Source organism: Synechococcus sp. UW105, from assembly GCF_900473935.1.
Taxonomy (GTDB): domain Bacteria; phylum Cyanobacteriota; class Cyanobacteriia; order PCC-6307; family Cyanobiaceae; genus Synechococcus_C.
The window spans coordinates 257061-279018 of record NZ_UCNN01000030.1 but is presented as its reverse complement, the minus strand read 5'-3'; the positions used below and the strand labels follow the sequence as shown (position 1 = coordinate 279018).

26 protein-coding genes are annotated in these 21958 nt (G+C 58.2%); 11 read left to right on the top strand and 15 right to left on the bottom strand.

Annotated features, from left to right (window positions below; translation table 11 throughout):
* Positions 1-4 precede the first annotated feature (4 nt).
* Both secF and DXY16_RS13710 read left to right on the top strand, forming a co-directional pair.
* On the top strand, positions 5-967 hold the full coding sequence (secF, locus tag DXY16_RS13715; protein WP_115121682.1) for a protein translocase subunit SecF: 963 nt from the start codon (positions 5-7) through the stop codon (positions 965-967).
* Complete coding sequence (locus tag DXY16_RS13710; protein WP_115121681.1) at positions 960-1184, top strand: hypothetical protein; 225 nt, start codon at positions 960-962, stop codon at positions 1182-1184. The genes secF and DXY16_RS13710 overlap by 8 nt, the downstream gene beginning before the upstream one ends.
* A gap of 17 nt (positions 1185-1201) precedes the next feature.
* On the opposite strand, the gene DXY16_RS13705 is transcribed toward DXY16_RS13710, so the two are convergent.
* The 4 genes from DXY16_RS13705 to mnmH are packed head-to-tail and all read right to left on the bottom strand — an operon-like array spanning position 1202 to position 4788.
* Positions 1202-2200 (bottom strand): AI-2E family transporter, encoded by a 999-nt coding sequence (locus DXY16_RS13705; protein ID WP_115121680.1) that lies wholly within the window; start codon positions 2198-2200, stop codon positions 1202-1204.
* A 9-nt stretch (positions 2201-2209) separates the two neighbouring features.
* The gene (locus DXY16_RS13700; protein ID WP_115121679.1) at positions 2210-3298 is read right to left on the bottom strand and encodes an AI-2E family transporter; all 1089 of its coding nucleotides are present in this window, start codon (positions 3296-3298) and stop codon (positions 2210-2212) included.
* Complete coding sequence (psb28, locus tag DXY16_RS13695; protein ID WP_115121678.1) at positions 3295-3681, bottom strand: photosystem II reaction center protein Psb28; 387 nt, start codon at positions 3679-3681, stop codon at positions 3295-3297. Before psb28 ends, DXY16_RS13700 begins: the two co-directional genes overlap by 4 nt.
* Before the next feature lie 30 nt (positions 3682-3711).
* The gene (gene mnmH, locus DXY16_RS13690; protein WP_115121677.1) at positions 3712-4788 is read right to left on the bottom strand and encodes a tRNA 2-selenouridine(34) synthase MnmH; all 1077 of its coding nucleotides are present in this window, start codon (positions 4786-4788) and stop codon (positions 3712-3714) included.
* A gap of 40 nt (positions 4789-4828) precedes the next feature.
* Here mnmH and DXY16_RS13685 point away from each other — a divergent pair, with 40 nt between their 5' ends.
* Together DXY16_RS13685 and DXY16_RS13680 are read left to right on the top strand one after the other, a co-directional pair.
* A complete protein-coding gene (locus DXY16_RS13685; protein WP_115121676.1) occupies positions 4829-5542 on the top strand; it encodes a GUN4 domain-containing protein in 714 nt (237 codons plus the stop codon).
* Positions 5543-5606: 64 nt separating this feature from the next.
* A complete protein-coding gene (locus DXY16_RS13680; protein WP_115018225.1) occupies positions 5607-6116 on the top strand; it encodes an ATP-binding protein in 510 nt (169 codons plus the stop codon).
* Here DXY16_RS13680 and DXY16_RS13675 read toward each other — a convergent pair.
* On the bottom strand, positions 6076-6330 hold the full coding sequence (locus tag DXY16_RS13675; RefSeq protein ID WP_115018280.1) for a DUF6439 family protein: 255 nt from the start codon (positions 6328-6330) through the stop codon (positions 6076-6078). The two genes, DXY16_RS13680 and DXY16_RS13675, sit on opposite strands and share 41 nt — an antisense overlap.
* A 56-nt stretch (positions 6331-6386) precedes the next feature.
* Between DXY16_RS13675 and DXY16_RS13670 the strand changes: the two genes are divergently transcribed.
* Complete coding sequence (locus DXY16_RS13670) at positions 6387-6704, top strand: hypothetical protein (protein ID WP_115121675.1); 318 nt, start codon at positions 6387-6389, stop codon at positions 6702-6704.
* Here DXY16_RS13670 and DXY16_RS13665 read toward each other — a convergent pair.
* Positions 6686-7003 carry a copper-binding protein gene (locus tag DXY16_RS13665; protein ID WP_115121674.1) on the bottom strand — a complete coding sequence of 106 codons (318 nt, stop codon included), beginning with the start codon at positions 7001-7003 and terminating at the stop codon, positions 6686-6688. The two genes, DXY16_RS13670 and DXY16_RS13665, sit on opposite strands and share 19 nt — an antisense overlap.
* Before the next feature lie 72 nt (positions 7004-7075).
* Positions 7076-8143 (bottom strand): class I SAM-dependent methyltransferase, encoded by a 1068-nt coding sequence (locus DXY16_RS13660; RefSeq protein WP_115121794.1) that lies wholly within the window; start codon positions 8141-8143, stop codon positions 7076-7078.
* Positions 8144-8333: 190 nt separating this feature from the next.
* Here DXY16_RS13660 and DXY16_RS13655 point away from each other — a divergent pair, with 190 nt between their 5' ends.
* The gene (locus DXY16_RS13655; protein WP_115121673.1) at positions 8334-8594 is read left to right on the top strand and encodes a hypothetical protein; all 261 of its coding nucleotides are present in this window, start codon (positions 8334-8336) and stop codon (positions 8592-8594) included.
* Between the two features lie 492 nt (positions 8595-9086).
* Here the strand turns inward: DXY16_RS13655 and DXY16_RS13650 are convergent, their stop codons facing one another.
* Positions 9087-9311: a hypothetical protein gene (locus tag DXY16_RS13650; protein ID WP_115121672.1), complete on the bottom strand. Its 225-nt coding sequence runs from the start codon at positions 9309-9311 to the stop codon at positions 9087-9089.
* A gap of 92 nt (positions 9312-9403) precedes the next feature.
* Between DXY16_RS13650 and DXY16_RS13645 the strand changes: the two genes are divergently transcribed.
* The gene (locus DXY16_RS13645) at positions 9404-9583 is read left to right on the top strand and encodes a hypothetical protein (protein ID WP_115121671.1); all 180 of its coding nucleotides are present in this window, start codon (positions 9404-9406) and stop codon (positions 9581-9583) included.
* 154 nt (positions 9584-9737) lie between these two features.
* Positions 9738-9887 carry a hypothetical protein gene (locus tag DXY16_RS14930; protein WP_170953970.1) on the top strand — a complete coding sequence of 50 codons (150 nt, stop codon included), beginning with the start codon at positions 9738-9740 and terminating at the stop codon, positions 9885-9887.
* Positions 9888-10127: 240 nt separating this feature from the next.
* On the opposite strand, the gene DXY16_RS13635 is transcribed toward DXY16_RS14930, so the two are convergent.
* Complete coding sequence (locus DXY16_RS13635) at positions 10128-11189, bottom strand: hypothetical protein (RefSeq protein WP_115121669.1); 1062 nt, start codon at positions 11187-11189, stop codon at positions 10128-10130.
* A 449-nt stretch (positions 11190-11638) separates the two neighbouring features.
* Complete coding sequence (gene glnA / locus DXY16_RS13630) at positions 11639-13057, bottom strand: type I glutamate--ammonia ligase (RefSeq protein WP_115121668.1); 1419 nt, start codon at positions 13055-13057, stop codon at positions 11639-11641.
* A gap of 223 nt (positions 13058-13280) precedes the next feature.
* On the opposite strand from glnA, the gene DXY16_RS13625 reads away from it, so the two are divergent.
* Both DXY16_RS13625 and DXY16_RS13620 read left to right on the top strand, forming a co-directional pair.
* Entirely contained in the window at positions 13281-13805 is a 525-nt protein-coding gene (locus tag DXY16_RS13625; protein ID WP_115121667.1) for an allophycocyanin subunit beta, read from the top strand.
* A gap of 79 nt (positions 13806-13884) precedes the next feature.
* Positions 13885-15069: an alanine--glyoxylate aminotransferase family protein gene (locus DXY16_RS13620; protein WP_115121666.1), complete on the top strand. Its 1185-nt coding sequence runs from the start codon at positions 13885-13887 to the stop codon at positions 15067-15069.
* Here the strand turns inward: DXY16_RS13620 and DXY16_RS13615 are convergent.
* Complete coding sequence (locus DXY16_RS13615; RefSeq protein ID WP_371410925.1) at positions 15011-15559, bottom strand: nucleoside deaminase; 549 nt, start codon at positions 15557-15559, stop codon at positions 15011-15013. The genes DXY16_RS13620 and DXY16_RS13615 overlap by 59 nt on opposite strands.
* 19 nt (positions 15560-15578) lie before the next feature.
* Between DXY16_RS13615 and DXY16_RS13610 the strand changes: the two genes are divergently transcribed.
* Complete coding sequence (locus tag DXY16_RS13610) at positions 15579-17015, top strand: aminotransferase class V-fold PLP-dependent enzyme (RefSeq protein ID WP_115121665.1); 1437 nt, start codon at positions 15579-15581, stop codon at positions 17013-17015.
* A 90-nt stretch (positions 17016-17105) separates the two neighbouring features.
* Here DXY16_RS13610 and DXY16_RS13605 read toward each other — a convergent pair whose 3' ends face one another.
* The 4 genes from DXY16_RS13605 to DXY16_RS13590 are packed head-to-tail and all read right to left on the bottom strand — an operon-like array spanning position 17106 to position 21931.
* The gene (locus DXY16_RS13605; RefSeq protein WP_244281697.1) at positions 17106-18704 is read right to left on the bottom strand and encodes a YcjF family protein; all 1599 of its coding nucleotides are present in this window, start codon (positions 18702-18704) and stop codon (positions 17106-17108) included.
* Complete coding sequence (locus DXY16_RS13600; protein WP_115121664.1) at positions 18701-20884, bottom strand: transglycosylase domain-containing protein; 2184 nt, start codon at positions 20882-20884, stop codon at positions 18701-18703. Before DXY16_RS13600 ends, DXY16_RS13605 begins: the two co-directional genes overlap by 4 nt.
* Positions 20865-21368, bottom strand: a complete 504-nt coding sequence (lspA, locus tag DXY16_RS13595) for a signal peptidase II (RefSeq protein ID WP_115121663.1) — start codon at positions 21366-21368, stop codon at positions 20865-20867. Before lspA ends, DXY16_RS13600 begins: the two co-directional genes overlap by 20 nt.
* Entirely contained in the window at positions 21365-21931 is a 567-nt protein-coding gene (locus DXY16_RS13590) for a biotin transporter BioY (RefSeq protein ID WP_115121791.1), read from the bottom strand. Before DXY16_RS13590 ends, lspA begins: the two co-directional genes overlap by 4 nt.
* Between the last annotated feature and the right edge of the window lie 27 nt (positions 21932-21958).

The window sequence follows — 21958 nt, the reverse complement described above, 5'->3', positions numbered from 1 at the left end:
CGTCATGATCGCCCTCAATCTCAGTCGATCCCGTCGCCGTGTTTGGTGGATCTCCCTCCTTCTGGTGGGCTTCAGCATTGCGGGACTGGCGCTCTGCTGGACAAACCCTGCCATTAAGGCACCACTGCGACCGGGTTTGGATTTCACCGGTGGCACACAGATTCAACTCGAACGCAGTTGTGAGCAAGCCTGCAGTGCATTGCAGGCCAGCGTTGTGGAGAAGGCTCTCATCGCTTCTCCCCTTGATGCTGATGGTGAGACTCCGTCTCCCAATCTCGATAGCGCTCGCGTGCAGCTGCTCGATGGTGGTAAATCGGTCGTCCTGCGTCTTCCCACGCTCACGGCTGGTCAGAGTCAAGCCGTGATCGAGGCCGTTGCCCCTGTTGCCGGTCCCTTCCTTGAGGGCGGTCAGTCCGTTGACACGATTGGTCCCAGTCTCGGCAGTCAGTTGCTGATCAGCAGTCTCACCTCACTGGGTGTTGCCTTTGCCGGGATCGCTCTCTATATCAGCTTTCGCTATGACGGGCGCTATGCAGTTTTAGCCCTGCTAGCTCTTGCCCATGACGTGGTGATCGTCTCCGGCGTCTTTGCTTGGTTGGGGCTTGCAATCGGTTTGGAGGTGAACAGTTTGTTTGCTGTCGCCTTGCTCACCATCGCCGGCTATTCGGTGAATGACACGGTTGTGGTCTTTGACCGCATCCGTGAAAAACAACGTGAGAACGCCGATCTGCCCATCACAGATCAGGTTGATCGTGCTGTGAGTGCCACGCTCACTCGCACTCTGTACACCAGCGGCACCACGCTTCTCCCCCTTGTGGCCTTGATTTTGTTCGGTGGTTCCACTCTCTATTGGTTCGCCATTGCATTGGCTCTGGGTGTGATTGTGGGCAGTTGGTCCAGCATTGCTCTGGCCCCTTCACTGCTCACCATCTGGTCCAGGCGTTCGCCCTCAACTGCCAGTGCCTGAGCCCAGCACTCGCCTACGACAGCAGGGTGAACGCTGGTTCCCTCTGCTGCTGCTCTGCCTGGCCTTGTTTGACCTCCGCACGGAATTGCTGTTATTGCGGGATCACGTCACATTCACCAGCATCAGTTTCGCTGTTCGACACCATCTGTTGGCTGTTGTTGTGATTGGTGCGCTGCCTTCGCTTTGGCATCGTTATGGGCCTTCAGCAAAGCGTTGAAGGCTTCCCATCAGCGTTTATGTCCACCGGTCCATGATTTGACGCACCACGACTAATTCCATGCCCACCTGCAGCACAACGACCAGGGGAAGGGCCAACAGAACCCCTGGCAGTCCAAGCAAGGCTCCAAGACTGAGCTGGGCCATCAAGGCCACAGTGGGCAATAAATTGACAGTGCGACGCAACAGGATCGGCGTGAGGACAAACGCTTCGAGGTTCTGAAGAACAAGGCGCAGCAACAGCACCTGCAGCATCAGCCCTGGTGACACCAGCAAGGCCATCGAGAGCGGCAGCAACGTTGCCGCTGTTGGGCCGATGGTGGGTACAAAGGTGAGAAGGCCGCAGACCAGAGCGCTCAACAGGGCCAGGGGGGCCTTCAACAGGGTGAGCCCTAACCAGGTGAGCAGAAAAACGCTGGTGGCGGAGAGGGTCATGCCAGCCAGCCAGCCGCCCAGTGCCGTTCGGCATTGATCAAGCACCCGTTTCATCATCGCCCGCCCCGGACGGGGCGTGGCAGCGATCAGCATGCGTCGATGCGAGCCGGGATCCAGCACCATCAACACGGCTAGCAGGCTCATCAGCAGCAACTGGACCAGGCCATTGGCTGCTCCACCTGCCACACCAAGGATCTGGCTTCCAAGGGGCTGGATCCGATCCCAGCTGAACTGGGTTGGCAGTCTCTGTTCAAAACTCTGCAGTCGTGGATCGTTGGCCACGATCGATTTGAGCTTGCTGATCACACTCGGTACCAGTGCTCCCAGTTCTTGAACCTGGACAAACAGTTCCGGCACGAGCAGTTGAAGGACCAGGCTGCCGCCCAGGACCAGCAGCAGCAAGACCACCGCTAAGGCCACAGGGCGAGGCAGACCGAAGCGCTGCAGCTTCTGGATTGGAACGTCCAGCGCCACCGCCAGCACCACGGCACCAAATAAGACCAGCAACACCCAGCGCAGTTCCCAGATCAGCAGCGTCAGCACCACGAGGGTGAGAAGGATGAGGAGGTTTCTGGCGTTCATGGCGGCCCCTTATGTCATTGGGCTGAACGCGCGCCGTTCAGTTTTCCAACGATCAAGCATGTCGTGAATCAGCACCTCTCGGATCAACACCTGAAGCACCACGGTCAGAGGTAAAGCCAGAAGCAGCCCAAGCGGACCGAAGATCACGGTGAATAGAAATTGGGCCGTCAGGGTTAGTCCAGGCAGCAGCTTGACTTGGTGATGCATCACTGATGGGGTGATCACATAGCTCTCGAGGTTTTGGATCACCACATAAAGGCAGAGCACAGCCAGTGATTTCCATGGAGCATCCAGCAGGGCCACAGCCATCGGAAAGATGGTGCTCATCGTTGGCCCCAGGTTGGGAATCACATTCAGCAATCCAGCTAGCAGTGCATTCGCCATCACGAGCTTTACGCCAAGCAGTGATAAACCGATGCCTGCCAGCACTGCAACACAGAGAGAACTAATCAGCAGTCCCACCATCCAACTGCTGAGGGCATCACCACACTGAAGCAGGATCTCTCTGAACCGTCTTCGATAGAAGGAAGGGATCAAAAGAATGGAGGCTTCTCGGTAGGCGGTGGGCTGGACCGCCACCATCAAACTCACTGCAATGACAAACAGAATTTGGATCAATCCGTTGCCAAGATTTCCTGCCAGTCCGAGTAACTGTTTCAGTCCGCCCCCGAGTCCTGAGGCAAGGGTGGCGCCATCTGGCAGCGCTGTGCCATTGGCCAGGAGGCTGGCGCTCCAGTCACTAGCTCCCTGCAGCCCATAGACCATTCCTGAGATGGTGCTGATCGTGGCAATCGCCAGTTGTTTGAGCTCAAGGGCTGCAGCAGGAAGCTGAAGTAACAACTGTTGGAACTGACTGATAAACGGTGGCACCAAAATGGCAATGCCAATGCCGAGCACCAGCAACAGACCCAGCAGGCAAATCACCAGGGCAAGGTTTCTTGCCATTGGCCAACGTTCGCGAAGGCTGCCCACAAGAGTGCAGAGGGCCATGGCCAGCACGATGCCGGCGAACAAATGGATGAGCACATCCCTCAGGCTCCAAAGCAGCAAACAGGCTGCCGTCAGGGCCGCAAGGCCGATCCATTGAGGGAGTTTCACCCGTTTTCGTTGTCACCTTCAGCATTGTCGCCGGAGTTTTCGGCGTAGCCCAGACCATTGGCGGCGGCGTAACGCTGAGCAAAGCGCATAAAACGCTCGAAATCTGCTTCGTTTTTCCAGGTGTAGGTGGCTTCTAGGGCGAAGGGCTTGCCGTTGACGAAGCGTCCATTTACCTCACGCGTCACCAGCGATCCCTCCTCATCCACCATCCACATGCCGGCAATGTCGCCGAGGGTCTCAGGTGCAAGCGCCTGGGGTTCCTCAAACACGAATTTGGCCTGACCGGTGCGGCCATCACGGCTTCGGGTCATGCGGATATCTGGCACGACCGGTTCATTCACACCGCGGAAGAACTGAATGGCTGCATTGGTTTCATCTGCCATGGAGGGATCCGCTCAGGCCAAACGGGGAGTTTAGGGAGCAATGCTGCCCGATTGCTTTGGCTTCGGTACGACCCGCATCAGGCACTCGTTCAAGAGGTGGTCAGCGGCTGCTTCAGCGCCCATGCCAGCGATATCGACACTGCGTCGTTCATCTGCACGTTCCAGTTCCCGGTCATAACAGCGGTCGTAATAGTCGAGCATGGCTCTGCAGGCACCGTGCCAGTCGCGACAGGCGATGGCGCCGAGTGCTTGCTCGGTGCGTTGGGGGCCAAGACGGCGACTGATGCGCTGAGTCGCGGCTGCAAGGGCTTCGCTGCCCTGATCTCCATAGACCGCAACAAGCTGATTCACCCGTTCTTCGGCTGGGCGTCGGATCTCCAGCACAACGGCGCTCTTCATCTGTGAGACGAGGTCGTGAGGAATACGACAACGACCCACCTGGGCACTCTCAGCTTCCAGCCAGATTTCTTCGGCGCCATTGCGGCGATGGTGATCCAAGGCTTCTGCAAGGCGGTTCTCGTACTGCTCCGTCGTCGGTTGATCTGGCAGTCCAAGCCCACCAAAGCTGCTGCCACGGTGATGGGCCAGCCCCTCCAAATCCACCACTGCCACGTTGCGCTCAGCTAGGGCTAAGAGCAGGTCCGTTTTGCCGCTGCCGGTGCGTCCTCCCAGCAGTTTTACCGGCCAACTCTGTCCGAATTGTTCAAGAACCCAACGGCGATAGGTCTTGTACCCCCCTTCTAGAACGAGAGCTTCTTGATCCACTAAGCCGGCCAGCCAGGCCACGCTGCTGGAGCGCATCCCACCGCGCCAGCAATAAATTCGTAAGCGCTTCTCTGCTCCAGCCGCTTGTCCGAGAGCTTGCGCCAAGGATGAAAGCGATGGCCCCACCAGTTCCAGGCCGAGCTCAATCGCCTGATCCCGACCCTGTTGCTTGTAGGTCGTGCCGACCTTCGCCCTCTGTTCATCAGTGAAGAGAGGGATGTTGATCGACCCTGGCCAGTGTCCCTGAAGGAATTCCGCAGGACTGCGAACATCCACCAGTTGGCCTTGTGCCTGCCTGAAGCTGTCGAAATCTCTTGTGGTGTCGGCGCCCATGCCTGACATAGTGGGCCAACGCCGTGTCTGTGAGAGCCGGCCTTGATCCATGCTGTCCGGACTGTCCTCCACCACCAATCTCAGTGTTGAGCAATTGCTGGAGCGATTCTCCAGTGGTTCTCTGCGACAGCGTCGCTCTCTGATCCCCACGATTGAGAACAGAGCCGACGAACTCGCGGCTTTGGGTACGGCCGTGATGGACGGTTTTGATCCTGAGGGAGATGACTGGGCCGCAGGCTGGCTTCTGCAGGTCTTCCAGCGTCAACAGCCCCAGGCACTGCTGCCCCTTTTGGGCTCTTCTAGTGGTTGGTTTTCTGCACCTTCAGCTGTGGGGATCGATTACAGCCCTCTGCAGAGAGATCTTCTCGCTGAGCAGTTTGAAGATGCTGACCGGTTCACCAGTCGAATCCTGAGGCAACTGGCTGGCGAGGAGGCCGAGAGACGTGGATATGTGTATTTCAGTGAAGTACCTCCGATGCAGGCGCAGGATCTGATCAGCCTCGATCGGCTTTGGACCGCCTACTCCCAGGGACGCTTCGGCTTTACCGCCCAGGCCCGACTACTGGCTGCTCTTAATGGTCGTTATGACCGTCTTTGGCCCCGAATCGGTTGGAAACAAGAGGGTGTGTGGACCCGTTACCCCGGATCCTTCAATTGGACCATAAGTGCACCTGAAGGCCATATGCCGCTGGTGAATCAGCTGCGAGGTGTGCGCCTCATGGATTCACTGCTGAACCATCCGGCATTGGTGTCGCGTCGTTAACACGTCCAGGTAGTGGCGGCGGGCTGAGCTGCCGTTATGGTCAAAACAGAGAACAGCTCTGCCGATGACGTCGGGCTCCCAGACCGTTGTGTCGTTGACCGACAGGCTGCGCTCCATCGCTGTCGTGCCCACGTTCCGCTGGGCTGACTTCATCCTGCCTTCCACGCTTCAACTCAGCCCCCTGCTTGAGCTCCTGCTGGAGCCCGTTGGTTGTGAGCAGACCGCATGCCGGCTTGAGCTTGGATTGCAGGAAGCCCTCGTGAATGCCGTCCGCCACGGCAATGCGGGAGATACGGGTAAGTGTTTACGGGTGCGTCGCATCCTCACCCCTAACTGGCTGGTCTGGCAGATTCAGGATGAAGGCTCGGGAGTGCCTTTCACCGCCCGGCAAGGGCACCTCCCTTCCCGTCTGGATGCGCCCAAGGGTCGCGGTCTCTTTCTGATTCACCAATGCTTCGACGATGTGCGTTGGAGCCGTCGCGGCAATCGACTTCAACTGGCCTGTCGTCGTCCAGGACGCTCTGCTGCACAGATCAACGATGGGGACAGCCAGGATCCTTCAGTTCCCGCTTGAGCCAGAGCAAACCCTGGGATGTCAGAGCACAGGCATCCGCGTTCGTGCCGCCATTGAGGAGCTGCACCAGTGCCCCTGCTAGCAGTTCAGCTGCTCGCCTGTCCGAGTCTCCCTTGAGCTGATGCCAGTTTCGATCGGTGAGCCTGAGCTGCTCGTGCAGCTCCTGGGCCAGTGGAGCGGCCTGAGGGGGCCATGCGGCTTGGCGTGAAGGCATTGCTGAGGTGATCAACATTCCTATCCTGGAGGCTGATCCGCACGGATGAGACCTTGATGGGGATCAGATCGACTCGAGATCAGCCGAAACGAGTGGCGCGGCATCGCTCTGATTCCATTCGGTTATTGCACGTCTTGTCTGGGTTGGTGCGTCTCAACCAGCAGTTGCAGCGAACATCTCCGCCTCGTGGTGGTTCCTTGCATGAGCGACGTCGACGTCAGCGCTCTGAGCTGGTGAAGCAGTTGGTTCAGGCCGGTGACATCTTCCGCAACTTCAAGCCTATTCACTCAGGTTGGTGGCTCTGGAAGGGATTGCGCTGGGGAGGACCAGGCGTCTTGATCGGATGGTGGTTGGCTCAAGCTGCAACTGGCTGAGGTCCCACCACCACGAGCGACTTTGGATTTAAACCTGTGTTGTCAGTCAGTCCTGTAGTGCGCAGCAACGCATCTCCGCTCGCTGTCTTGTCCCGGATCCAGGCCTGATACAAAGCCCTACGACGTTGGTCTTCCGCCATCACAAGCCTGTCAGCAGCAACCTGAGGGCTTTCGCCTGGATAGAGGGGAGTGCGCAAACAGATTCCGAAGCCGCGGGCCTCGACCTGCACGTTCCCTTCCATCAGCACAACTTCAAACGACCAGCCCTGAAGCCAGCGCAGCTGGAATGGGTTGGTCATTGGATCTTTGGCCCATCTAGGGGAACCTTATGGGCGTGCCAGGCATCCGGTGATTGACATGTCAGCAAATCCCTATGTCGCGGCAGGTTTGAGAGCGGTCCAGACCCTCGTCATGAAATACGAATCGGCCGCGATCCCGATGAAGCCTGCTTGGTTGAGACGGTCATTGATGTTGTCGCTGACGTAGTCCCGGTAGTACGGCTCATGAAAGGCTTTGCGGAAATTGTCCATGGCCAGTTCGAACTGGGGTGAATCCGCGAGTTGGATCGAATCTGCCAGCACGAGCACACCACCTGGTTCGAGCACTCGGAAGCATTGATCGATCACGGCTTGCCTGGCTTCAGAGGGCAGTTCATGCATCAGAAACACACAGGTCACGGCTTGAACACTCCCGTCTGCCAGCGGAATTGCCTCTCCATTGCCCTGTAGGAGCTGAACCAGGTTGCTTCCTCCTTGGTTGAGCCATCGGTTGGCCTGGCGCAGGTAGGCCTGTGAGAGGTCCAGGCCCACTAGAGAAACCTCGGGCAGAGCACCGCGGATCTGATGCAGGGTTCTGCCAGTGCCAGTGCCCACATCCAGGATTTTGAGACTGGCGTTGGGACGGTCGTGAAACGAACGCATGCCTCTCTTGAGGGGACCAATCACGCGCCTGCGCATTGCATCAGCTGCCCCGTTGAAGAGAATGTCCACTTGCAGGTCGTAGAGCTCTGCTGAGTGGTCGCTCAGGTAGCCATCGGTTTGATGGTGGAAGTTTTGGAGGTAGTAATCGGGATAGATCTCTGCATCGTTGAGGTCTGGGAGGTCGCGCACGTTGCGTTCTCGGCGTCGCATCCAGGTGGAAGGCAGATCGAGCCACAGGCGTGGGTAGCGCCTGGCCCAGTCGATCCATGGCAAATCAAAGAGTTGACTCTTTGGATAGAGGCCCTCTTCGGCTTCGCGCCAGTCAAGGTCTTCAAGCTCAGCCATCGCTTGGCGCAGTTGCATGAGCATGTCTGGAGGCACAGGCTCGGTCTGGGGTGTGACGTCTGGTGCGACCAGTTCCATCAACTTTGTGCTGATTTCTTTGTGCGCCAGGCCTGCGAGGCTTCTGGTCTGCTGCAGTGTGCGATAGGCGATCTCGGTGAGGGTGGGCGTCGCCATCGCTTCAGATTGAAGATGTAGAACCGCCATTCCAGCGGATGGATGGCCTTCGTGGTGGATTTTGGTGCCGGCCTCTTTTGGCTCTCGCTCATCGAGCCTTGGACGCCATCGCAGCGACCGGCAACCAAAGCCTTGAAATTCTGTAGTCGTTGATACAAAATTAGAGCAAGACTCTTGAGGGGTTCTCGCGATGACTGTTCAAACGTCCCAGCACTCAGACGGTGGCTTGATCCAGCGAGATACGTCTGCTGGTGTTGAGTTTTTGGCTTGGTCACACCAGCACGCCCATGACGTGCATCGGCGTGAGGTGGCCCTCGGGCAAATCCAGGCCCATCCAGATCAGCAGGACGGGGCTAACGCAATGGCACAGCAGCGGGCTTGGGCGCTGCGCCAGGGACATCAACGTCGCCTGCATGACAGTGCGATCACACAGTTACGGAATGACGCCTGAGTTGCAGTGACGTTCTGGCGAGCCTCGTCAGCGACAAGTAGGGCTTGTCCCGTCAGACTTTGTAGGAGTTGTGGAAGGTTCAGACATAATTTCTCTTGGGATGGGAAATAGATTTTTCTCAGCATCATTGAAAACAATGCTGACCTTCTATTTTCTCTCCCTCTGCATCACAACCTACTTAGTGCTCGGGGCTGAACCATGAAGCACTCTGTTGATAGAGCGTGGTGTTCCAAGCTCAATCCATCTCGAATGTCTTGATGGTGACAGCTCAGCCTGTGAAAGGAATGATCAGCTGCGATGACTCCCTCGTTGCCAAACTGGAGACGGTCAAGGTCTTGGAAGGCCTGTTTAAGAGAGTCAAACGCCCTCACTCCGCAGAGGAAAGGTGCGATGGTCTCATCACCACTTCCATGCCGAGGTCTTCAGGGCTCACAAGGGGTGTCTCGCACAGGGGAAGCGCAGAATCTTGCAGAGCATCGAACTGTTGGTCGGTTAACCCCCCAACAGCGCATCGGCACCAGTCGCCACAGTTTGTGCACCGCAGACCATTGACCAATGGCCAAAATCACCTTGTCGACGGAGCAGAAGTTTCGGATTGAGGCGGCTTGCCGAGAACTTGATCGGTGCGACGACATCGATCAAATCAGGGATTTGACCAAGCAACTGTTGATTGAAAACGCGAAGGTGCGCACAGCTGTTCGTCAGGCTCTTGTGCATCGGCAGATCTACACGTCCGCTAAGCCCCGATCTTTGTAAGGGCTGTCAGCCCCCAGAGGATTAGCAGGGTTGGGAAGATGACGGGGTCGACCATGAATGTGCTGATGACGCTGCAGACAGCTTTGGTCGGTGTGTCAGCGCTGTCTTCTTTTCTTCACGAAGCAGAACCGCCTGTTGACTGGAACCTCTCGGTCGCTTCTCGACAGCAGGCCAACGTCAAGCTCATCTTGGACTTGATGCCCAATCCAATTGGCCTGTCACGACACGGCTAAAGCCATCGAAGGTCTAGGTACGAAGGACCCCGGGAAATGCAGTGCCTGCCGGAGTAAAACTGCTGAGGCTCTTCTGTAAGCAGCTGAGCTGAGCACTCCCGCTCTCGGTCACAGAGGTGCAGTGGCTACAACAGACCACCACGCATTGAGGGAGATGCAACCTGACTTCGCGGCCCTACTTATCGCAGCTGCCTTCTCCATCGTTGGCTACGCGATTGTGAAAATGGTTCCAGAGGCCTCCCTTTTGGCCGCATTTTTTCTTGTTGGGCTCCTCTCGCTCAATGTCGCGCTTTCCTTTGCCTGAATCTCAGCAAAGCCAATAAGAGGTGTGTTCCAATCCCTACAGGCCAGTCGATCCGCAGGATTGAGGATGCTTGGCTGTCTACAGCTCAGGCAATATAAAACCCCGCCTTTGGCGGGGCTTTTGTTGTTGTGCCGGGGGATGGATCAGCCACATTCATCGAAGACCGCCCTGCTTTCCCACTCGTTGGTGTTGTATTGCTTTCAGCTCATCGCGTGAGCATCAGGCCCCCCGGCAACTGGATCAGAAGACGTCTTGAACGGTGAAGACGGTGTCAACAACGTTGGCGGTGGTGGAGGTGTAGTTGTCACCCCAGTTGGTGGCGGGAGCTTTGAGGCTGATCTCGCCAACATTCATTTCGATAGCACCTATGGAGTTGTTGTAGTTTTCATCGCCCCAGTTGGTTGCAGGGTCTTTTGCATTGCGCAGATCAGACTCCATCTCTTTGAGTTCGGTTGCAGTCAGAACGCCGCCACCTTGGTTTTCGTTGTAAGGGTTAGTGATGGGATCTTTGGCATTTTTGAGGCCATTGGAGAGTTGATCTTGCAGCTTCCAGGTCATGAAACCGCCTTCGCCGCCTCCGTTGTCGTCAGGAGCAGGGCGTCCACCATTGCTTGCAGGGGCTGGGTTGTCTCCGCCAGTACATTTTGGCGGCAGTGGTTTAGTTGGTCTCCCGTTGGCTTCGTTAAGTTGATTCTCGGTATCTTTCGCAAGGCATTCCATTTGATCCTTGGCATGTGTGTTGCAAGCCTCTGGATTCTCTTCGCATTTTCTATCAAGAGCATTGTAGTTTGCTACAGCGTACCCATTCCCTGAGAAAGCATCCTCAAGGGAGCGTCCGCCATATTTATCCTCATTGCCAGCCATACCTTTCCCAAATTTACCAGCAGAACGAAGACCTTCTTCGCCGAATTGTGTCTCGTTTTGCTTGCCTGCATCGCCAAGAATTGAGTCACGGCCGGCAAGTTGATCACCGAAGGAAGTTTCAAGAATGGAGTGACCGCGAGTCAGGCCTGATTCTTTGAGGATGGAGTGACCGTGATCCTCAAAGTTGGCTTCAGCGAGGTGCTTCTCAATGCTGTGGTTGGAGAGGATGTCAGTAGCGTCGATCAGATCAGCGAGACGCTCTGCGGAAGCGGTGTTTTTGTAAGCGGGAGCCTTTTGCGTGGTGGTGACTTTGCGGAGTGTGGGGCGGAAGTACTTGAAGGACATTGGTTTGAGTGGGGTGATGAGTGTGGTGGGATCTCTCCCTCCGATGCACACACCATCTCCGGAATCACCCGCTGACCTGCTGATCTGACTCAAGGGGGGCTGTGATCTTGGTCACAGGGGGGTGAAAGTCAGCCTTTACCGGGGCTGACATTGCCTTAGGCAGCCCAGGAGCCTCTGGCCCCACTCCCATCCGTCTGCCATTTCGGTGGGCACTGGAGGCTCCTTATCTGCGATGTTCGCCCTGCGAACTCTGCCTCTGGCGCAGGTTGCAGCCCGCCAGTGAGTCGACGTTCATCCATTTGCGCAATCTCTTGATGACCGTCGCGCTAATGGGCCCAACTGCTCAGCTTGTAAGGATTGAACGTGAATCTTCTGTGGTTATTAGCCATGCACTGAATCGGGCCCTGCAGTTCGGTTGAGACCTGGCCCAAGCAGCTCTGAATTGGCTGTTAATCGATGTCTATTCCCAAAAAAAAAATGGCCCCCGTGTTGGGAGCCATTGAGAGACACTCAAGTCTCCTGGTTCTACTAATCCTGTTTGATCAGGCGTCGTAGTACATGGTGAACTCGTGGGGATGGGGACGCTGACGCAGCTGTTGCACTTCCTCGTACTTGATGTCAATCCAGTTGTCGATGAAGTCTTGCGTGAAGACGCCACCTTCAAGCAGATAGTGGTGATCTGCACGAAGTGCTTCCAGTGCACCGTTCAGTGAAGCGGGAACCGTATCGATCTTGGCCAGTTCTTCCGCAGGCATCTCGAACAGATCCTTGTCGAGGCCATCGCCTGGGTCGAGTTGGTTCTTAATCCCGTCGAGTCCAGCCATCATCATGGCGCTGAAGGCCAGGTAAGGGTTGGCTAGAGCATCGCCGGAGCGGAACTCAAGGCGCTTGGCTTTGGGGCTAGGACCTGTGAGCGGGATGCGCACGGCTGCGGATCGGTTGCCCTCGGAGTACACCAGATTCACCGGTGCTTCAAAGCCAGGCACAAGCCGCTTGTAGCTATTGGTTGTGGGGTTGGTGAAGGCCAGGAAGGAAGGCGCGTGCTTGAGGATGCCGCCGATGTACCAGCGCGCTGTATCCGACAGGTCGGCGTATGTGCCTGGGGCGAAGAACAACGGTTGGCCTGCTTTCCAAAGGCTTTGGTGCACATGCATGCCACTGCCGTTATCAGCGAAGATCGGCTTCGGCATGAACGTGGCCGTTTTGCCGTACTTCTTGGCCACATTGCGCACGACGTACTTGTACGTCATCACGTTGTCTGCAGCCTGGATGAGCTCAGCGAACTTCATGCCGAGTTCGTGCTGAGCTGTGGCGACTTCGTGGTGCTGTTTTTCGATGGGAACACCGAGGGACCCCATGGTCAGCAGCATTTCGCTGCGGATGTCTTGGGAGGTGTCGTTCGGCGAAACGGGAAAGTAACCCTCTTTCAGCTGAATCTTGTTGGCGAGGTTGCCGCCTTCCTCAACCCGGTTGGTATTCCAGGGAGCCTCGATCGAGTCGACGCTGTAGGAGCTTGAGCCGTTGGCACTTTCGTAGCGAACGTCGTCGAAGATGAAAAACTCAGGCTCGGGACCAAAGAAGGCGGTGTCTGCCAGGCCGGTGCTGGCCATGTAATTCAGAGCCTTCTGCGCCAGGGCTCGGGGGCATCGATCGTATGGCTTCCCGGTGCGTGGATCTTGAATTGAGCAGATCATGCTCAACGTCTTGTGGCGATAGAAGGGATCCACCCAGGCGGTGCTGGGGTCTGGAACCATCGACATGTCGGATTTGTTGATGGCCTTCCACCCGCGGATGGAAGAGCCATCAAACGCGAGGCCATCTCGGAAGGCGTCCTCATCCACCAGATCGGCGCAGACTGTGAGGTGCTGCCACTTGCCGTGCAGGTCAGTGAACTTCAGGTCAATCAGTTCAATGCCTTCGTTCTTGATTGCGTTGAGAACGTCCTGTGCGGTCTTGCCCATGGGATCCAGTGAGGCTCACCTTTATGTGACCAAACGACCGTAAGCAGCCATTCGGGGGCTTTTTGTATCAAGGGGCACACTTTTTCTGTTGGACGCTTGCGCTTGTCGATTCAGGCAGGATTGGTAACCGTTTCTGTCAACTTGGTGACATCGCAGCGCGCATCGGGGTTCTGCGCCGATTGATGGTGTTACGTTTCATCCTGATACCGTCAAAGCCTTCGCCATGCGTGATGCCATCACCGGGTTGATCGGTCGTTACGACCAGTTAGGTCGTTATCTCGATCGCAACGCCATGGACAGCATCGATGGCTATCTCGGTGAATCGAGCTTGCGCTTGCAAGCCGTAGAGCTCATCAATCGCGAAGCCACCGAAATCGTTCGCGAAGCCAGCCAAAGACTCTTCAAGGGTGATCCAGAGCTTCTCTTGCCTGGTGGCAATGCCTACACCACCCGTCGCCTGGCTGCTTGCCTTCGCGACATGGACTATTTCCTGCGCTACGCCAGCTATGCGCTGGTGGCCGGTGACAGCACGATTCTCAACGAACGTGTCCTCAATGGTCTTGATGACACCTACAAGAGCCTGGGAGTGCCCACCGGTCCCACAGTGCGCAGCATTGTCCTTCTTGCAGACGTTGTCTGCGAGATGCTCATTGCCGACGGTCTCGCGATTGAACGCTGCCCTCTGGTGCGTCAGCCTTTTGAGCACATGGCTGAGGGATTGGCGGCGACCGACGTTCGCAAGCGCTGATCGCGTTGCAATCCAACATTTATTTCAGGGTGGGTGAGCTGACTGCGTAGGCTGCTTCGCACGATTTGCTTCTTGGGCTTTGGCGACATCGCACTCTCACCCCTCGGTTGATCCGTGCCATCGCCGGTCTCTGAGCCCTATAGCTACGCCTGATCGGCTGTTGCTGGGCCCAGGGCCATCTAATGCCGACCCCACGGTGCTTCGGGCCTTGTCCCGCACACCGATTGGCCACCTCGACCCCCTTTATGTCGAGTTGATGGCTGAGGTTCAGGAACTCCTCCGCTACGCCTGGCAGACCGACAATCGCCTCACCCTGCCCATGAGTGGCACGGGCAGTTCCGCCATGGAGGCGACCCTCGCGAACACCATCGAGCCCGGAGACAGGGTGTTGGTGGCCGTGAAGGGCTACTTCGGCAATCGTCTGGTTGATATGGCCGGCCGATACCGAGCTGATGTGCGTGTGGTCGAGAAGCCCTGGGGTGAAGCCTTCGCGTTTGAGGACATCGAAGCCGCTCTGATAGAGCACAAGCCGGCGATCCTCGCCATGGTGCATGCCGAGACATCGACTGGTATTTGCCAGCCGATGGATGGGATCGGAGATCTCTGTCGCAAGCACAATTGTTTGCTCTTGCTTGATACGGTCACGTCCCTGGGAGGAGTCCCCGTCTTCCTCGACGACTGGAAGGTGGATCTGGCCTATAGCTGCAGCCAGAAAGGTCTTAGCTGCCCTCCAGGGCTTGGCCCGTTCACCATGGGGCCGCGCGCGGAGGAGAAGCTGGCTGCCCGTAAAGACAAGGTGCCTAACTGGTATCTCGATGTCTCTCTGCTCAACCAGTACTGGGGCAGTGACAGGGTTTATCACCACACCGCCCCTGTCAACATGAACTTCGGGATGCGTGAAGCACTGCGTTTGCTCGCTGAAGAGGGCCTGGAACAGGCCTGGGCACGTCACCGCACCAATGCTGAAGCCCTCTGGGCGGGTCTTGAGAGTCAGGGCCTTGTGATGCATGCCCCTGAGCATTTGCGTCTGCCTACGCTCACTACGGTTCGCATTCCTGACGGCGTCGACGGCAAGGCATTCACCCAACACCTCCTCAATGAGCACGGCATTGAAGTCGGCGGCGGCCTCGGCACCCTGGCAGGCAAGATCTGGCGCATCGGCCTGATGGGTTACAACTCCAAGCCCGAAAACGTGAATCGACTTCTCAACTTGTTCGAGACCGAGCTTCCACGCTTCCGTCAGGACGCCGTCGCCGCTGCCTGAACCACGTGGCCAGCATGGCGCTGGCCTGCTCCTCCAAAACACCGCCTGTCACTTGCATGACGTGATGGGCGCTGCAGTGTTCTGCCAGGTTGATCGTGCTGCCCATCGCTCCCCGTTTCGGATCTGTGGCCGCATAGATCAGATGACCCATCCGGGCCTGCACCAGGGCACCGGCGCACATCGGGCAGGGTTCCAGCGTGACTAGCAGGGTGCAGTCATTAAAACGCCAGTCGCCTCTCAGACGGCTGGCTTGGCGCATCGCCACGAGTTCAGCATGGCCGAGGGGATCTTGCTCCCGCTCACGGGTGTTTCCTCCGAATCCGACGCAGCGTCCGCGCCTGTCGAGAACCACTGCACTCACTGGTACTTCTCCTTCTCGACCGTTCGCTTCGGCCCGTCTGAGCAGCAGTCCCATCCAAAACTTCTGTTGCTCCTCATTCAGGGTCACCGGTCCGTTCAATCCTTCGAATTCAGGTTTCGCTTTGGTCAATGTGCCATCACGGTGGAGAATGAATGCTGTTGATCGCGAGCCCTTGGTCGGCAATCTCCAGCCCTCAACGACCGAGCCCCTCGCTCCTTTCGCCTCGCCGTTGGGTTTGGATCCCGATCTGGAGCGGTTCCTCCATCAGGCGTCCTCTCAGCTCTGCCGCTGGCTCGGCGATGCCCACTGCCGCGGCCCCTTGCCCATGTTGTCGGTGCTCCCCGACGTGGTGCCTGAACAGGAGGGCCTGTCCAGCAGCCGTTTACTGGACGATCTTCAATGGGTGATGGACGGAGCCTTCCAGCCCTCCCATCCTGGTGCTCTCGCCCATCTCGATCCGCCTCCACTCACAGCATCCATTGCCGCTGATTTGATCTGTGCTGGGCTGAACAACAATCTTCTCGCTGAAGAATTGTCTCCCAGCCTCACCAGGCTGGAGCGGCATCTCTGCAACTGGTTCGCCAGTCGCCTTGGTTTGCCAGCCTCCGCTGGAGGTGTCCCGGCCAGCGGAGGCAGCCTCAGCAATCTGAATGCTTTGGTCGTGGCCCGCCATCATCTCGGCCTCGCACACAATCCTGAGGCGGTCGTGCTCGCCAGTGCTGATTCCCATGTCTCCCTCGCCAAGGCGGTCCGGGTGATGGGATTGCGACCCGATGCGCTTCAGACCATTCCTGTGGATGACGATGGCTGTCTGGATATGGATCTGCTCCAGACGCGATTGAAGACCCTTCGATCCCAGCAGCGCCCGTGTCTGGCGGTTGTTGCGACTGCGGGAACCACCGTGCGTGGTGCAATCGATCCGCTGCGCGATCTGGCCAATTTCTGCCGCCGTGAGCAACTTTGGTTGCATGTGGATGGCGCGATCGGGGCGATTTTCGCGTTGTCAGCCACCACCGCCCCCCTGCTGGAGGGGCTGGGTCTGGCGGATTCGATCACCGTCAATCCCCAGAAATTGCTTGGGATCACCAAAACCTCCTCACTGCTGCTTGTGGCGGATCGCTCAACCCTCGCGGAAGCGTTTGCAACGGGTTTGCCCTACATGGAGCCCGCCTGGGGCGATGGCCATGGCGGCGAGCAAGGGCTCCAAGGCACGCGGCCGGCCGAAGTGCTCAAGCTCTGGCTGGGGCTCCGCCAATTGGGGGAGAACGGCATTGCCTCGCTGCTCACCTCTGCTGTGGAACGACGTCAAAGTCTTGAGACTTCCCTGGATGCGAGCCAGCTTCAGGTGTGTAGTGGTCCGCTCCATTTGCTTGCTTGTCGTCCGTTGCAGGGCACTGCTTCAGAGATTGAGGCTTGGTCGCTGAAAACCCGTCAGCGCCTGCTGAATCAACAACTGATGCTTTCACGACCCATCTACGCCGGTTTTCACTATCTCAAGGCTGTGCTTGGCAATCCCCATACGCAAAGCTGCCACTTGCGCCAGTTGGCGGAGATCCTGAACGCATCGGCGAGGGAGTTTGCTTGATGGCAGCACCGGCATCACCACGAGGACGATGGGTCGCGATTGTGACTGGAGCGCTGTCTGTGGCGATCGGAGTGTTCTATTTGCTCCTGATTACAGTCCTGGATTCCCGTGGTCCGATGCTTCCACCTCCGCCCGAGGCCCTGGGCGCGGTGGAAGCTTCCTCTGTACTTGGCGTTGCAGTGGTTCCACAACCCTCTTCACAGCGGTCTGAAGAAAGCGCTCCAGAGCAGACTCCCTCCGGTTGAGGTCGTAGTGGTGTTGGACCACATCTTGTACCCCACCGTCCCCCCAGTCCTGGTCCTGTTGGAAGTAGGTGATGAAGCTCGCTCCAGCGATGCGTGTGAGCCAGGCGGCTGCCACACCCTGCACAGCTCTCCCAAGCAACAGTGTTGGCAGGTTCAAGCTGAGGGCTGTGCCCATCAGAGAGATTCCTCCTTTCACCACCCCCACACCAGCCAGTGTCCTGCCAACGGATACGGCGAGTTCTTGAGCACGGCTGCGATTCAGGGTGACGCCATAGACCCCCGCCACCTCGATCACCATCTGGGCATTGACAGCAGCGGTGCCGAGAAGGTCCACTCCGGGCAGTGGGGTTGCAGCCACAAGGCCGCCGCTGATCCAGCTGTAGCGGTCCACGCAGCGTCGTGCCTCCATTTGGCGTTGCTGATCGAGTAGATGACGTCCCGTTTCACCGAGATGTCGGCACTGAAGAAGGATGTTGTCCGCTAGAAGCTCCTCACCATCGGCATGGAGAACGCTGGCAAGACGACGCAGCAGAGCCTCGACTTCTGGAGGCGGTTGCCATGGCTGTTGACCAGGTCTTGGCACCGACTGTGGGGCGGCACTTGCGGCGATCACGTCGGCAGGACTGAGCAGATCGGCACAACGTTGCTGGAGCAGCGCCAGCAATCGGCGTTCCTCCTCCTCCCCGCGCAGATCACATTTGTTCAGCACGAGCAACAGGCGTTTGCCGAGGCTGGCGAGATGACGTGTCACCGCAAGCTCAGCGGCGCGCAGGTCACCATCGACGACAACCAACATCAGATCAGCCCTGCTGGCCCGACGTCGCGCTTCCTGCTCCCGGTCGCGGCCATCCGTTCCACTCTCAAGAATTCCTGGTGTATCCAGCAGCAGCAGACCACGCCGGATCCCCTTCAGGCGCAAGCGATAAGTACGAGTTTCTGTTGTGGTGCCCATGGCGGCACCGACATCTCCAACAATTTCATTGAGCAGTGCCCGGATCAGGGATGTTTTGCCGCTCGATCCGGTGCCGAAGACCACGACGGTGAGATCTCCGCGCTTCAGTTCTTGGGCGACCCGTTCCCTTTCCTGACGGAGGCCCTCGCGACTGACTGCATCATCCAGCTTGTCCAGGAGGCGGTCGATGCTCTCGAGGCTTTGTTCGGCTGCCTGACGACGTGTGTCGGGCGGTGCAGGCAACTGGGTGGTCGGGTCATTGCGCCCGTCAAGCTCCCGTTTCCATGCCTTGTACCAGGGCCATCCGATCTGGCTGATCAGTGCCACGATCAGCCCGGCGGCGAGCAGCAGCACCGGGCCCACCATCCAGGGGGGGAGCCAGTAGCTCAAGTCCCAGAGGAGATTGCGAACGGCTTGCAGCACCATTCCAAGCACCACAAGGGCGACAAGGGCACCGCCTCCCCAGAACAGCCAGCGTGTGTTCGACTTCACGGTGTGGTGTTAGTTCCCCGATCTGCCGCTCGCATGATGTCGCTCCAAAGGGATGCTGCCAAGGCACTGGATGCTGCTGTGGGTGTGTTGTCATCGTTGCCGAGCCAGATGCCGAGTACCCAGTGGCGTTTGGGTTCATAACCGATGAACAGCAGGTCACGCCCGTCGTTGGTCGTTCCGGTTTTCCCGCCTTCCTGGCCGCCGAGTTGGGCCCCACCACCAGTCCCTGATCGCACAACACTGCGCAGCATCCCCTGCATCGCCCGAGCGATCGGCTGCCGTACCGCCTGCCGGGCTCCGGCGATGGTGGTGGTGCTTCCTCCCAGGCTTCCGCAGTCTTTGAGCTGTTGCACCCGACAGGTTTCGGCATCCACCAGGCGCCTGATCGTGCTGGGTTGATGCCAGAGACCATCGTTGGCAACGGCCGCGTAGGCCGCCGACAGCTCGATCAAGCGCACTTCACTCTGTCCAAGGGCAAGACCCGGCACTGGATCCAGGGGGGTGCTGATACCAAGACGCCTGGCTTGTTGCACCACTTGCTCCAGGCCGACGCGTTGTGCAAGGCGAAGCGTTGCTGTGTTGCTGCTGGAGGCGAAGGCCTGGTTGAGGCTGATCTTGCCTTTGCAAGAGCTATTGAAGCTCTGTCCTCTCCAGCGCATCGGGCTGCAGTCAATTCTGTCTGCGGCTTGGATCCCCTGTTCCAGGGCGGCCAGGAATGTGATCAGTTTGAAGGTGCTGCCTGGCTGCCGCTCTGCCATGGAGGCACGGTTGAATTGGCTGCTGCGGTAATCCTTGCCACCGGCAATCGCCAAGACACCTCCTGACCGACTGTCGAGTAGCACCGCAGCTCCCTCACTCACTCCAACCTCCTGGGATGCCATGAGTCGCTGAGCGAGTTGCCTTTGCACCACGTCCTGCAGCATCGGGTCGAGATAGGTCTCGATCAGAAAATTGCCCTCAGCCGCCACATCGGGGCCCACCAGCGCGCTCAGATCTCGACGGACCTGATCGGTATAGAAGGGAGCGGACCTGCGGCTGGCTTGATCGCTGCACGCCGAACTGGTTAATTGCACCGGCCGGCGTCGAGCCAGCCTGGCTTGTTCGAGCGAGAGCCGCCCAGAGTCGGCCATCTTGTTCAGCACCCGATTGCGGGCCTTGAGTGCCCGCTGTGGGTATCGGCAGGGATCATGCCCGTTTGGTGACGGGAGTAGACCCACAAGTAGGGCTGCCTGTTCAAGGCTGAGATCAGCGGCGGATCGTCCGAAATAGGCCTGGGAGGCGTCCTCAAACCCCCAACCAACTCCGAGATACACCCTGTTGAGATAACTCAGCAGCAGTTGTCCTTTGCTGAAGCGTGTTTCCAACTGGATGGCGACAAGCAGTTCACGCCACTTGCGCCCGAGGCTGTCACCCTGGCCAACCTGATCGGGGTAAAGACTGCGCGCTAGTTGTTGGGTGATGCTGCTGCCACCTTCCTTGATCGTGCCGCCGCTGTAGTTGGTGAGGAAGGCGCGCAAGGTGCCGATCGGATCAACACCCGGATGCCACCAGAAGCGATTGTCTTCGCTACTGAGCAGCGCCTTGATCAGGTAGGGAGAAAAACTGTTAAGGCTTGGCAGTTCACGGTGCCGACTCGAATCCACCGACAGCAGGGGTGCGTCATGGCGGTCATAGATGGCGATCGGCCCCTGCACGGTCGCCAGCCTGCCTCTCACTGGCACGGTCACTGCTGCCAGTAGAAGCAGCAGGAAGCCGCTTCCCAGGCCGGCAAGCACACCGATGCCTAAAGCTTTCTCCAGGCTGCGGTGCAGGCGATCCCTTCGATTCAGGAAGCAGAGCACCGGAGCACCGGTATCGGCTGCGGGGGCAAGGCTGACGCGATCACCGTCTCGTAACACCAGCTCGTGGATACGCCTGCCCTGCCACCACAGGCCATTGGTTGAGTTGAGATCTCGGAGGCGCCAGTGATTTCGGTCGCGCTCAAGCACTGCATGATTGCGGCTCACAGCAGGGTGGTTGAGGGCAATCTCCAGCTCGGAATCCCTACCGATTCGATAGGCCTCTCCGTGCAGGATGATCTCTCGGTCTGCTTCCCCCTCCTGCTGGAGCACCAATTGCCAGGTCCCGGATTGAATCGGGTTGCTTGCAGCTGCTTTCGCCTCAGTGGGGACGGTGCTCATGGCGGCGGGTTAGGGCATCGATGGCAAAGCAGGCGACTGCAAGGTTGATGGCGATATCCGCTGCATTGAAGATCGGAAACGACACTGGCACCAGTTCTAGAAAGTCGGTGACATGGTTGAGTCTCCACCGATCGATGCCGTTGCCGATCGTGCCTCCCAATAGGAAGGCGAGGGCTAGGCCCTGCCACAAGGGTTGTTGCTGGCTGCGCCAGATCCAGAACACCACGGTCACCCCGACCAACAGGCTCAGAACTCCCAGCAACGTGGTGGAATCGCTGAAGAGGCTGAAGGCCGCTCCGGTGTTGCGCACCCAGCGGAGCTGGATCAGCCCAGGCAGAAATTCAGAGGGAATGCCTGGCTCAAGACTGTGTCTTACCCAGGCTTTGCTCACCTGATCCACGATCACGATGATCAAACCGAGCAGGAGCAACGGTCCGCGCCCGAGGTGATTGGGCAGGAACTTGCGTCGAACAGAACGCATCATTCGATCAACAACAGGCGACGCAAGGGAAGGGCTAGCAGGCCTGCTGCAACACAGAGGGCCAGCTGCGAGGGAAGGGGGCCTACCCCATAACTGAACAACAGTTCGGGAAGGGGATCGGCCCAGCGGCCGAGCAGGCCACCAACAAGAAGATTGAGCAGGCCGCAAATTTGAATCATGACCAGGCCTGCAATGGCAGCGAGGGTCAGACGCGCCAAATCATTCATCCCTTCCTGTTGCGACAGGCGTCCGCACAGCCAGGCAGCCGGTACAAAACCAGCCAAATAACCGAAACCTGGATTGAGCAGATAGCCGGGGCCGCCTCCGTCGTGGAAAACAGGAAGATCCACAAGGCCGATTGTGAGATAGGCCACTGAGGCGATCACACCCGCACGAGGCCCACAAACCAGAGCACAGATCAAAAGCGCCGGCACTTGCCAGGTGCTGGGTAAGGGCAGCACCTCCAAAGGAACCCCTGGCCACAGCATTGCAGCAGGAATCAGGCTGCCAACAAGGGTCAGCATCAGACCGGCAAATGCGCCGCTCCAGGTGGCCAGTGCCCGCACCAGCTGCATTCAGCTGGCCCCATCCTG